Origin of the sequence: Sandaracinobacter sp. (genome assembly GCF_041909755.1) — a bacterium.
In the GTDB taxonomy this organism is placed as follows: domain Bacteria; phylum Pseudomonadota; class Alphaproteobacteria; order Sphingomonadales; family Sphingomonadaceae; genus Sandaracinobacteroides.
On sequence record NZ_JAYRCW010000047.1, the window covers coordinates 1 to 12280 of the forward strand.

The window sequence follows — 12280 nt, forward strand, 5'->3', positions numbered from 1 at the left end:
TCAAAATTGGCGAAGTGCCGAAACGTCGGCGCGGTGCGCGGGGAATGGTTTCATTGCCTGCGGCGCACTTCTCTCTCCCCCCGCCGGGTGGGAGAGCCGGAGAGGGGGAAGCAACGCCGCAGATACCCACCAGCAGCCCCGCACCAACAACAGAAGCGCCGCAGGCAGAAAGACCCCCGACATCACCCCAAGGCCAGCCGCCATCCCAGCAAATGTGGGTGCAGGGCACACGGTGCCCTGCCGGGGGTTTGAGGGGGCAGAGCCCCCTCTGTCCTTCATCTGCCGTCCTCCGACAGCGGGCGGGCAGGGCCCCCTTAGTCCAACCTTTGCCGCCCCGACCCGGGGTTCAATATTCGTAGGTGGGCTGCAGCCGGGTTTCGGAGGCGGCTGCGTTCACCCAGTCTGCGACATGGGGGTGTGCCATCACGCGCTTGCGGTAGGCGTCTGCGGCGGGGCTGAGCTTGACGTCGTAGGTGGTGAGGCGGCTGGCGACGGGGGCGAACAGGATGTCTGCGCCGCCCCATTGGTTTCCGCCCAGCCAGGGGCCGCCGAAGCTTGCAAGGCCGGTTTGCCACAGCTGGTCGACGCGGGCGACGTCTGCCCCGGCTTCGGGGGCGAGGGTCCATCCGGGATAGTGGCGCATGCAGTTCATCGGGCAGTTCTGGCGCAGGGCCAGGAAACCGGCCTGCATTTCGGCGGCGGCGGAGGTGGCGAAGGCTCGTGCCGGGCCGTCGGCGGGCCAGAAGCGGGTGCCGCCCGACTTGCGGTCGAGCCAGTCTATGATGGCGAGAGCGTTCCAGATCACGGATTCACCATCAATCAGGATGGGCACCTTGCCGTTGGCCTGTGCAAAGACGCCTTCGGCCCGGCGGCTCTGCCAGTCGGGCGCGTAGATGTCGGCCATTTCTTCCTGGAAGGGCAGGCCCGACTGTTTCGCGGCAAGCCAGCCGCGCAGTGACCAGGATGAATAGCGGCGGTTGGCGATGATCAGCTTCATGGGCGGACGCTCCTGGATGGGACCGGCCCGGCATAGCGGGCGAAGCGTCGTCTTGAAATGGGGTCGGGGATGTCTCAGGGTGGTGATCGGGTCATGGAAGAGCAGCTGTCCATCCGTTTTTGCGTGCCGCGGGCGGCACTTGCCCCCGATGTGACCTCTTTCTACCTGCTGGATTGCGCCGGCGATGGCGTGGACGACTGGCTGCATCCGGAGTGGGCCAACATCCGCTTCGCGATCCGGGGAAGCTGGGCCTGGGGCGTCGCGGGGGAGCGGGGAGCGCCGGCGCGGATGGGCGAGGCCACGCTGTTCGGCCCGATGGCGAAGGCGGCGCGGATCATCGGCACGCCGGGCGCCATCGTGATCGGCCTGGGGCTGACGCCTCTGGGGTGGGCGCAGCTGGTGGGGGAGCCTGCGAACCGCTTCGCCAACCGGGCGGTTCCGCTGGCCACGCTGTTTCCGGAAACCGGCGGGCTGCTGGCGGAGTTGCGGCAGGCGACGGACGACGAGCAGCGCGTTGCGCTGCTGGAGCGGTGGCTGGAGGCGCGGCTGTCAGTCCCGAAGCCCTGCGATCCGCATGTGGACCGGCTTCAGCGTGCGCTGGTGACGGGCAATGTCTCCACCGTGCCGGCCTTCGCGGACGAGGTCTGCGTGTCGGAGCGGACGCTGGAGCGGCTGTGCCCGAAGCTGTTCGGCTTTGCGCCCAAGAAGCTGCTGCGACGGCAGCGCTTCCTGCGGACGCTGGACAAGCTGCAGCGCAATCCGGGGCGCACCTTCACCGACAGCCTGGACGGCCACTATACGGACCAGTCGCATTTCGTGCGGGAGTTCAAGGCGCATATGGGGATGAGCCCCAGCGCTTATTTCGGGCTGCCCCGGCCGCTGATGCAGGCGGCGGGCCGGGCGCGCGCCGAAATGCTGGGCGAGACGATGCAGGGGCTGCACACGCCGCCCGACAACAGGGCCTGATGACGGAGGCGGCCGGATGAAGAAAGGGGGCCTTTCGGCCCCCTTTCCATGTCAGTCGTCGTTTCCGGTCAGGAAGGCCGGCAGCGAGCCGTCGCCTTCCGGTTCGGACCGTTCGCGCCGTTCGCCATTGCGCGGGCCGCGGTCGCGGTCACGGCGCGGGCCGCGGTCGCCATCGCGGCGGGGGCCGCGATCCGACCGCTCGCCGCCTTCGCGCGGTTCACGCGGGGGGCGGGTGTCGGCCAGCTCTTCGCCGGTTTCCTGATCGACGAGGCGCATCGACAGCTTCACCTTGCCGCGATCATCGACGCCGATCACCTTCACCTTGACCTGCTGGCCTTCGGTGAGGACGTCGGACACCTTCTGCACCCGCTCATTCTTGATTTCCGAGATGTGGACGAGGCCGTCCTTGGCGCCCAGGAAGTTCACGAAGGCGCCGAATTCCGGCATGCCGACGACCTTGCCGGTGTAGATCTTGCCGATTTCCGGCTCGGCGATGATGCCGATGATCCACTGGCGGGCGGCTTCGATCTTGTCGAGATCGGACGACGCGATCTTCACCGTGCCGTCGTCCTCGATGTCCACCTTGGCGCCGGTCGTCGCCACGATCTCGCGGATCACCTTGCCGCCGGTGCCGATGATGTCGCGGATCTTGTCCTTCGGCACGCTCATCGTTTCGATGCGCGGGGCGTGGGCCGACATTTCGGTGCGGGTTTCGGTGATGGCCTTGGCCATTTCACCCAGGATGTGGGCGCGGCCGTCCTTCGCCTGTGCAAGGGCGACCTTCATGATCTCTTCGGTGATGCCGGCGATCTTGATGTCCATCTGAAGGCTGGTGATGCCTTCGGACGTGCCGGCCACCTTGAAGTCCATGTCGCCCAGATGATCTTCATCGCCCAGGATGTCGGACAGGACGGCGAAGTCCTTGCCTTCGAGGATGAGGCCCATGGCGATGCCGGCCACCGGGCGCTTCAGCGGAACGCCCGCGTCCATCAGCGCCAGCGAGCCGCCGCACACCGTCGCCATCGAGGACGAGCCGTTCGACTCGGTGATGTCGGACAGGAGGCGGATCGTGTAGGGGAACTCTTCCTTCGACGGCAGCATCGGGTGGATGGCGCGCCAGGCAAGCTTGCCATGGCCCACTTCGCGGCGGCCGGGCGCGCCGAAGCGGCCCACTTCGCCGACCGAATAGGGCGGGAAGTTGTAGTGCAGCATGAAGCGCTCATACTTCAGCCCGTCGAGGCCATCGATCATCTGCTCCGAATCGGCGGTGCCGAGCGTGGTGGAGACGATCGCCTGGGTTTCGCCGCGCGTGAACAGGGCGGAGCCATGGGTGCGCGGCAGGAAGCCCACTTCCGACACGATCGGGCGGATGGTCTTGGTGTCGCGGCCGTCGATGCGGCTGCCGTCCTTCAGGATGGCGCCACGGACGATTTCGCCTTCCAGCTTCTTGAAGAGCTTGCCGGCCTTCTGCTGGGTGGCGCTGTCCGCATCCGCATAGAGCGGCTTTGCCTTCGCCTTGGCGTCGGCCAGGGCCTGCTGACGCTCGGACTTCTTCGTCAGCTTGTAGGCGGCGGTGATGTCCTTGCCGACGGCCTTGCGGATGGTGGCGAGCATTTCGGAATCGTCGGCGAGCTTCAGCTCCCACGGTTCCTTGGCGGCCTTTTCGGCGAGGCCGATGATGGCCTTGATCACCGGCTGGATCGATTTGTGGGCGAACATCACGGCGCCCAGCATTTCGTCTTCCGACAGTTCCTGCGCTTCGGATTCCACCATCATCACGGCATCGTGCGTGCCGGCAACGACGAGATCGAGGCGGCCTTCCTTCAGCTGTTCCTTGGAGGGGTTCAGCTGATATTCGCCGTCCTTGAAGCCGACGCGGGCGCCGCCGATCGGGCCCATGAAGGGCACGCCGGACAGGGTGAGGGCGGCGGACGCGGCGATCATCGCGACGATGTCGGCTTCGTTTTCGCCATCATAGCTGAGGACCTGCGCGATCACGTTGACTTCGTTGTAGAAGCCTTCCGGGAACAGCGGGCGCACGGGGCGGTCGATCAGGCGGCTGGTGAGCGTTTCATGCTCGGTCGCGCCGCGCTCGCGCTTGAAGAAGCCGCCGGGGATGCGGCCGGCAGCCGAGAATTTTTCCTGGTAGTGGACGGTCAGCGGGAAGAAGTCCTGACCTTCCTTCACCGACTTGGCGGCCGTGACGGCGCACAGCACCACGGTTTCGCCGTAGGTGGCCATGACGGCACCGTCGGCCTGGCGGGCGACCTTGCCCGTTTCGAGGGTCAGCGTGCGGCCGCCCCATTCGATGCTTTGCTTGGCAATATTGAACATCAGATGCACTCTCCATGCCTCTGAGCCCATGTGCCAGAGGCGTTTCGGACGTGGGGCGAAGATGCCCCGGTTGCCGCCCTGTCGGGACGGCGGCGCTTGACGCGCGGTGATCCCGGATGATCGCCGGGCCGATGATAGGGAAAGGGCGCCCGGTGGGCGCCCCTTCGGATTACTTGCGGAGGCCCAGCTTGGCGATCAGCGCCTGATAGCGGGCTTCGTCCTTGCGCTTCAGATAATCGAGAAGCGAGCGGCGCTTGTTCACGAGCATCAGCAGGCCACGGCGCGAGTGGTTGTCCTTCGCGTGGGTCTTGAAGTGCTCGGTCAGATTCTGGATCCGCTCGGTGAGGATGGCGACCTGGACTTCCGGGCTGCCCGTATCCCCGCTCGCGCGGGCGTTGTCGGCGATGACCGCAGCCTTGCGGTCGACAGTGATCGACATCGTGGATCTCCTACGTCAGGTTGAATCCCCGCACGACGCGAACGTCATGTTCGGAAACCGCGACCAGCGCCACCGGAACAGGCCCGTCGGTGGCGAGATATTGGCCGGGCTTCACGCGGGGCCCCATCAGGCGTTTGCCCTGCTTCAGGGCGGCGGCTTCGTGGGGGTCGACTGCCAGGGCCGGGATGTCGTCCAGTCCGGCAGTCAGCGGCAAAAGGGCCTGTTCAGGCGCGGGGCCATGCACGAGTTCGACGCATTTGTCTAGGCTGAGCGCCTGATCCAGCGTGAACGGCCCGGCGGCGGTGCGGCGCAACAGGCTGACATGGCCCACCGTGCCAAGGGCTTCCGCGATATCCCGCGCGAGGCTGCGGACATAGGTGCCCTTGGAGCAATGGACATGCAGGGCGGCGCTGTCGGGTCCGCTCTCCTCCAGCGACAGGGCGTGGATGACCAGATCGCGCGCGGCCAGTTCCACCGATTCGCCGGCGCGGGCCCGCGCATAGGCGCGTTCGCCATCCACCTTCAGTGCCGAATAGGCGGGCGGGCGCTGGCGGATGGGGCCGGTGAAGCGCGGGAGGATGGCGCGGATCGCTTCTGCCGTGGGGCGGACGGGGCTTTGCGCCACCACCTCGCCTTCCGCATCGTCGGTGCTGGTCGCGGTGCCGAACGAAATGGTGAAGCGATAGGCCTTGGGCCCGTTCAGCAGATAGCCGGACAGCTTCGTCGCCTCGCCCAGCGCGATCGGCAGCACGCCCGACGCCAGCGGATCCAGCGTGCCGCCATGGCCGATCTTCACCTTGCCATGGCCGCCCTGCCTGAGCGCCCATTTCAGCTTGCCGACGACGGCCGCGCTGCTGGGGCCGACGGGCTTGTCGACCACCAGCCAGCCGTGAAGCCCCGTCATTTCCCGCCGGTGCGGACCAGCAACAGCTCGATCGGCGAGGGGGCGGGGCCGTCCGTGGGGATCATGTTCGCCGTATCGGTGATGTACATGAGTTCGCCGGTGGCGGTTTCGATCCGCGCCTGCAGCCGGGGGCTGGCAGGCGGCGCCACGCGGGCCGGATCATAGCGGATCAGGAAGTGGAGCGGCACCTGGTTGCCGCCGGTGGTGATCTGCGTGGAGCCCAGTTCGATGGAGGGCGCGTCGGCGCGGGCGGCGTCGACCAGCGTCACCCTGGCGCGCGTGCCTTCGGGCAGGGCCATGCGGTCAAGCTTTGTCAGCGTGCCCCAGACGGTGCCGGCGACCGGCGCGGCCGGAACGCGGGCGCAGCTGGCGACGACGGGCGACCTGTTGGTGACGCCCAGCGTGATGCTGGCCTTTTCCTCGGTGAGGTCCACCCGGGTGGAGTTCCGCACGAAGCGCGGCGGCGTGTAGCCGACCTGTTCCTGCAGCACATAGGTTTCGCCCGCGCGGATCACCCGCAGGATGCCGGCGGCCTGGTCCCTGTCGGTCGTGACGAGGTGGCCATCGTCGCAGATGTAGCTGGCGGCGTTGTTGAGCGGCAGCACCGGGGCCTGATCGGCGGGCCCGGGAGGCGGGGCGGGGGGCGCGGGCGGCGCCGGCGGCGGCGCCGGCTGCACCGGGGCTGGCGGGGCCGGCGGGGCGGGTTCCGCCGGCTGCGAGGTGGCCGTGGAGGCGCATCCGGCGAGGCCGATTGCTGCCAGGGCGGCGAGTGCGTGCTTCAATGGGCTGCTCCCCAGTTTGCCCCGGTGCCCACCTCGACACCCAGCGGCACGCTGAGTTCGAGGGCCGGCCCGGCGGCGGATTCCATGACGGTGCGGATGATCCCGGATGCGGCTTCGACTTCTGATTCGGGGACTTCGAACACCAGTTCGTCGTGCACCTGAAGCAGCATGCGCGTGCCCGTCAAGCCGGCGTCCCGGAGGGCGGCTTCCATGCGGATCATGGCGCGCTTGATGATGTCTGCCGCGGTTCCCTGGACGGGGGCGTTGATCGCGGCGCGCTCGGCGCCCGCGCGTTCGGACTGCACCTTGGAGCGGATGCCCGGCACATGGATCCGGCGGCCGTAGAGCGTGGTGACGAAGGCGTCCTCGCGCACCTTTGCGACCGTTTCCGCCATGTAGCGCCGGATGCCGTGGTAGCGATCGAGATAGCGTTCGATGAAGTCCGCGGCTTCCGGGCGGCTGATGCCCAGCCGCTGGGCGAGACCGAAGGCGGAGATGCCGTAGATGATGGAGAAGTTGATCGTCTTGGCCCGGCCGCGCAGGTCGCGGTCAACCGGGGCGTCGGCTGCCAGGCCGAACACCTGCCGCGCCGTCAGGGCGTGGATGTCCTGACCGCTGGCATAGGCCTCCTTCAGTTCGGGCACGTCGGCGATGTGGGCCATCAGCCTCAGCTCGATCTGGTTGTAGTCGGCCGACAGGATCACATGGCCCGGTTCCGCCACGAAGGCGTCGCGGATGCGGCGGCCCATTTCGGTGCGGATGGGGATGTTCTGCAGGTTGGGGTCGGTGGAGGCGAGCCGGCCCGTTGCGGCCACCGCCATCGAGAAGCTGGTGTGGACGCGCCCCGTTTCCGGGTTGATCTGCTGCTGCAGCGCCTCGGTATAGGTGGAGCGGAGCTTGCTCACCTGCCGCCAGTCCAGCAGCTTGCGCGCCAGTTCGGTGCCGGGCAGGTCGAGCGCGGCGAGCCGCTCCAGCTCGGTCACGTCGGTGGAATATTGCCCCGTCTTGCCCTTCTTGCCGCCGGGCAGGCCCAGCTTGTCGAACAGGATTTCGCCCAGCTGTTTGGGGCTGCCCAGCGCGAAAGGCTGCCCGGCGATGGCGTGCACCTCGCCCTCCAGCCGGGCCATCTCGCCCGCGAACTCGGCCGACATGCGGGCCAGTTCCACCCGGTCCACCTTCACGCCATGGCGTTCCATCCGCGCCAGCACCGGCACCAGCGGCCGGTCCTGCCATTCATAGGTGCGCGTCACCTGTTCCCGCCACAGCCTGGGTTTCAGCTTCTGCCAAAGGCGGAAGGTGACGTCGGCGTCTTCGGCGGCATAGCGGGTGGCCTTGTCGAGCGGCACGGCGGCGAAGCTGGTCTGCGCCTTGCCGGTGCCGGCGACCTCCTTGAAGGCGATGGGCGTGTGGCCCAGCAGCTTTTCCGAAAGCTCGTCCATGCCGTGGCCGTGCAGCCCGGCGGCCAGCGCGTAGGAGAGCAGCATGGTGTCGTCGAACGGCGCGATGGTGATGCCGTGCCGCGCCAGCACCAGCATGTCGTATTTCAGATTCTGCCCGATCTTCAGCACGCCCGGATCTTCGAGCAGCGGCTTCAGCAACGGCAGCGCCTGCGCGGCGGACAGCTGGTGGACGGGTTCGGCCAGAAGTCCCTCTCCGGAGACATGGGCCAGCGGCACATAGCAGGCCTTGCCGCCCTCAAGCCCCAGCGAGAAGCCGACGAGCCCGGCGGCGACGGCGTCGAGGCTGGTGGTTTCCGTGTCGAACGCCACCCGGCCCAGCCGGCGCGCCTCGGCCAGCCACCAGTCCAGCCGGTCCGTGCTGGTCACGGTTTCGTAGGAATCGAGGTCGATCGGCAGGTCTTCGGGCGCGTCGGCCTCGTCTGCCCTGGGCTTCGCGATGGTGGTGGCCGCCGCCCGCCCCAGTTCGCCCAGCTTCGCCAGCAGCGTGCGGAAACCGTGCTTCGCCAGGAAGGCGGCCAGCAGCTCGGGATTTTCGTGATGGTCGAGCTTAAGCGCGTCGAGCGCCGGCTCCAGCGGCAGGTCGCGCTTCAGCTCCACCAGCACCCGGCTGAGCCGCGCCGCCTCTGCGTGGAGTTCCAGATTCTCGCGCAGTTTCGGCCGCTTGATTTCGGGAATGGCGGCCAGCACGCCTTCGACATCGCCATAGAGGTTCACCAGCTCGGCCGCCGTCTTGGGCCCGACGCCCGGCACCCCCGGCACATTGTCCACGCTGTCGCCCATCAGCGCCAGCACATCGGCCAGCTTCGACGGTGGCACGCCCCATTTTTCCAGCACTTCGGGATCGGAGAAGCGCTTGTTCTGCATGGTATCCAGCAGGGTCAGCCCGGGCCGGATCAGCTGCATCAGATCCTTGTCGGAACTCACGATCGTCACTGTCATGCCCGCCGCCATCGCGGCTTCGGCGTAGGAGGCGATCAGGTCGTCCGCCTCGAACATCGGTTTTTCGATGCAGGGAACGCCCAGCGCCACCACCGCATCGCGGATCAGCGGGAACTGTGGCACCAGATCTTCCGGCGGATCGGGCCGGTTGGCCTTGTAGGCCGGGTAGAGATCGTTGCGGAAACTCTTTTTCCCGGCATCCAGGATGACGGCGAGATAGTCATCCTCGGGCGATTTCCGCGCCGCCTCGATCAGGTTCCACAGCATCGAGGTGAAGCCGAACACGGCCCCCACCGGCGTGCCTTCCGGATCCGTCAGCGGCGGCAGCCGGTGATAGGCGCGGAAGATGAAGCCGGAGCCATCAATGAGGGTGAGATGCGGAGGCTTCGCCATGGGGTGATCCCTAGCCGTCAAATCAGGGGATTGCGAGGGGGCGCGCCGCCTGCTTCTGAGGCTGCGGGAGGACGGATGATGACGAACAACTGGCCGGCGATGACGATTGCCCAGGCGAGCGCGCTGCTGACGGCGCCCGGCGCGCCGTTCGAGATGGAGACGGTGGCGATCCGGGGGCGGCCAACCCGCACCTGGAAGAACGCGCCGCCCACGCTGCAGCACTGTTTTGCGCTGGGCCGGGCGCATGGCGACCGCATCTTCCTGGTGCATGAAGGCGAGCGTGTCAGCTTCGAGGCGTTTGCCCGCGCCACCATCCGGCTTGCGGCCCATATGCAGGCGTTGGGCGTGACCCGGGGGGACCGGGTGGCGATCGCCATGCGCAACGTGCCGGAATGGCCCGTCGCCTTTTATACGGGGCAGCTTCTGGGCGCCATCGTCACCCCGCTGAACGCCTGGTGGACGGGGGCGGAGCTGGAATATGGCCTCTCTGATTCCGGGGCGAAGCTGCTGGTGACCGACGGCGAGCGGTGGGAACGGATCGCGCCGCACCGAGGCGCGCTGCCCGGCCTTGCCCATGTTCTGGTGGCGCGCGGCGGCGACGGATCGCTGGAGGCGGTGATCGGCCCGCCAGACGGCTGGCACGCGCTGCCCGACGCGCCGACGCCCCTGCCCTTCCTGGAGCCAGACGATGACGCCACCATCTTCTATACCAGCGGCACCACCGGGCGGCCCAAGGGCGCGCTGGGCACGCACCGCAACATCTGCTCCAACATCCTGTCGAGCGGATTTTCCTTCGCCCGCAGCTTCCTGCGCCGGGGGGAGGCGCCGCCTCAGCCGGACCCGGCCGCGCCCCAGAAGGCGACGCTGCTGTCGGTGCCCTTCTTCCATGCCACGGGGTGTCACGCCGTGCTGAACCCCAGCCTGGTGTCCGGCACGAAGCTGGTGATGCAGCGCAAGTTCGACGCGGGCGACGCGCTGCGCCTGATCGAGGCGGAGCGGATCACCTCTGCCGGCGGGGTGCCGACTATCGCCTGGCAGATCCTGACCCACCCCGATCGCGACCGGTATGACATCTCCAGCCTGGAGACGATCTCCTATGGCGGCGCGCCCTCTGCGCCTGAACTGGTGCGCCAGATCGGCGCGGCGGGCTCTTCGCCCGGCAACGGCTGGGGGATGACGGAAACCAGCGCCACCTTCAGCCACCATATGGCGGAGGATTATCTGAACCGGCCCGACAGCTGCGGACCGCCTGTCGCCGTGTGCGACGCCGAGGTGCGCGGCCCCGGCGGGGAGGTACTGGGGCCGGGCGAGGTGGGCGAGCTGTATGGCTTTGGCCCCAACGTCGTGAAGGGCTATTGGAACAAGGCGGAGGCCACCGCCGAAACCTTCCCCGACGGCTGGGTGAGGACGGGCGACCTTGCCCGGATCGACGAGGAGGGCTTCATCACCATCGTCGATCGCGCCAAGGACATGCTGATCCGGGGCGGGGAGAACATCTATTGCGTGGAGGTGGAGGGCGTGCTGTGCGAGCATCCCGCCGTGATGGACGCAGCCCTTGTCGGCAAGCCACACCATGTGCTGGGCGAGGAACCTGTCGCCTTCGTGTCCACCAAGCCGCACATGACGGTGGGCGAGGCGGAATTGCAGGCGTTCGTCGCGGAAAGGCTTGCGCGCTTCAAGGTGCCCGTGGAAATCTTCGTCCGGCACCAGCCCTTGCCGCGCAACGCCAACGGCAAGATCCTGAAGAACGAACTGAAGAAGGAGGTCGCATGATCGCAGCAGAGGCCCTGTCGCACCTGAAGGACCGGCTGGCGGAGGCGCTGCAATCGCCCGTGGAGCTGGGGACGGGCGACATGGGGCCGGGGCCGGGCCTGCGCATGCGCATCCATTCCATGTATCCCGTGCCCGATGTTTCCAAGATGACGGGCCGGCACGTGGCCGACCAGACGGCGACGATGTCGTGGGTGTTCCAGCTGATCCTGACGGGCGAGGCGGAAAGCCAGCTCGCCGCTGTCCGCCTGATCGAGACGGTTGCCGGGAATATCGATGGACGCCCGGTGCTGGGCGGCGAGGGCTGGCGCGCGGACATGGCGCTGGAGGACGGACCGGAGTGGGCCAAAGGGCAGGGCGCCGCGATCGGGATGCGGCTGCGGGTGGCCGCAGCCTGACGGCGGCGGGCAGGGGCGCGGCGCATGGCGGACATCTTCCTGCCCCCCGCGCGCGGCCCGCGCCGCGATTCACCGCCGCAGGATCGCCCCTTTCCGGTGCGCGACGGGCTGAAGGTGACGCCGCTGCTGCTGGCGGCGGAGATGTACCCCGAGCTTGAGCGGCTGGTGATGGGCGCGCGCGAAGCGGCCTTCCTTGCCTTTCGCGTGTTCGATCCGCAGACGGCGACCCGCTCGGCCGAGGCGAAGGCGGCCGGGCTTGCCGACTGGGCCGCGCTGCTGAAGGCGCGGGTGGCGGCTGGAGTGACGGTGCGCGTGCTGCTGACGGATTTCGAGCCGACGGTGGCGCACCAGCTGCACGCCACCAGCTGGTCCAGCTTCCGTGCGCTGCGGGACGTGCTGGCCGACCTGGACGAGGCGGACCGCGAGCGGTTCGAGATCATCGTGAGCCAGCATCCCGGCGAGCTGGGCTGGGGCATGCGCCAGCTGCTGCGCCTGCCGATGGGGCTGATGCTGCGGCGGCTGGTGCGGGAGTTTGCGGAGACGGGCGGCGATATCGAGGCGCTTCTGGCGGTGCGGCCGGGCCTGTGGCGCTATGTGAAGACGGATGGCGGCACGCCCAGCTTCCGGCGCGGCCCCGCGCCGCGCATGTGGCCCGCCACCCACCACCACAAGTTCGCCGTGATCGATGGACGGGTGGCGATCGTGGGCGGGCTGGATGTGGATGAGCGGCGCTGGGAAACCCGCCGCTATGACCAGCCCGCGCCGGAAAGCTGGCATGATGTCAGCGTGAAGCTGGAAGGCCCGGCGGCGGGCGACGCGGCCGAGCATTTCCGGCGGCTGTGGAATTTCGAGCTGCCGCGATTTCGCGAAATCACGCGCTTCTGGCTGTCGGGCGTGG

The 12280-nt window shown here is 68.1% G+C and carries 10 protein-coding genes; 4 read left to right on the forward strand and 6 right to left on the reverse strand.

The window, feature by feature from the left end; translation table 11 throughout:
* Window positions 1-346 precede the first annotated feature (346 nt).
* Complete coding sequence (locus ACE3O8_RS07920) at window positions 347-997, reverse strand: glutathione S-transferase (RefSeq protein WP_374388525.1); 651 nt, start codon at window positions 995-997, stop codon at window positions 347-349.
* A 93-nt stretch (window positions 998-1090) separates the two neighbouring features.
* Between ACE3O8_RS07920 and ACE3O8_RS07925 the strand changes: the two genes are divergently transcribed.
* The gene (locus ACE3O8_RS07925; protein ID WP_374388527.1) at window positions 1091-1963 is read left to right on the forward strand and encodes a helix-turn-helix domain-containing protein; all 873 of its coding nucleotides are present in this window, start codon (window positions 1091-1093) and stop codon (window positions 1961-1963) included.
* Window positions 1964-2014: 51 nt separating this feature from the next.
* Here the strand turns inward: ACE3O8_RS07925 and pnp are convergent, their stop codons facing one another.
* The 5 genes from pnp to polA form a co-directional block, all read right to left on the reverse strand.
* Entirely contained in the window at window positions 2015-4297 is a 2283-nt protein-coding gene (pnp, locus tag ACE3O8_RS07930; protein WP_374388529.1) for a polyribonucleotide nucleotidyltransferase, read from the reverse strand.
* A gap of 169 nt (window positions 4298-4466) precedes the next feature.
* Entirely contained in the window at window positions 4467-4736 is a 270-nt protein-coding gene (gene rpsO, locus ACE3O8_RS07935; protein ID WP_374388531.1) for a 30S ribosomal protein S15, read from the reverse strand.
* Window positions 4737-4746: 10 nt separating this feature from the next.
* On the reverse strand, window positions 4747-5640 hold the full coding sequence (gene truB / locus ACE3O8_RS07940; RefSeq protein WP_374388533.1) for a tRNA pseudouridine(55) synthase TruB: 894 nt from the start codon (window positions 5638-5640) through the stop codon (window positions 4747-4749).
* Window positions 5637-6422 carry a YbaY family lipoprotein gene (locus ACE3O8_RS07945; RefSeq protein WP_374388535.1) on the reverse strand — a complete coding sequence of 262 codons (786 nt, stop codon included), beginning with the start codon at window positions 6420-6422 and terminating at the stop codon, window positions 5637-5639. Before ACE3O8_RS07945 ends, truB begins: the two co-directional genes overlap by 4 nt.
* Window positions 6419-9214, reverse strand: coding sequence for a DNA polymerase I (gene polA, locus ACE3O8_RS07950; RefSeq protein WP_374388537.1), 2796 nt, complete (start codon window positions 9212-9214; stop codon window positions 6419-6421). Before polA ends, ACE3O8_RS07945 begins: the two co-directional genes overlap by 4 nt.
* A 78-nt stretch (window positions 9215-9292) precedes the next feature.
* On the opposite strand from polA, the gene ACE3O8_RS07955 reads away from it, so the two are divergent.
* From ACE3O8_RS07955 to ACE3O8_RS07965, 3 genes are all read left to right on the forward strand, one after another.
* Window positions 9293-10987, forward strand: coding sequence for a class I adenylate-forming enzyme family protein (locus tag ACE3O8_RS07955; protein ID WP_374388539.1), 1695 nt, complete (start codon window positions 9293-9295; stop codon window positions 10985-10987).
* Window positions 10984-11382: a hypothetical protein gene (locus ACE3O8_RS07960; RefSeq protein WP_374388541.1), complete on the forward strand. Its 399-nt coding sequence runs from the start codon at window positions 10984-10986 to the stop codon at window positions 11380-11382. Before ACE3O8_RS07955 ends, ACE3O8_RS07960 begins: the two co-directional genes overlap by 4 nt.
* 24 nt (window positions 11383-11406) lie before the next feature.
* On the forward strand, window positions 11407-12280 hold an 874-nt coding region (locus ACE3O8_RS07965), incomplete at its 3' end, for a phosphatidylserine/phosphatidylglycerophosphate/cardiolipin synthase family protein (protein ID WP_374388543.1).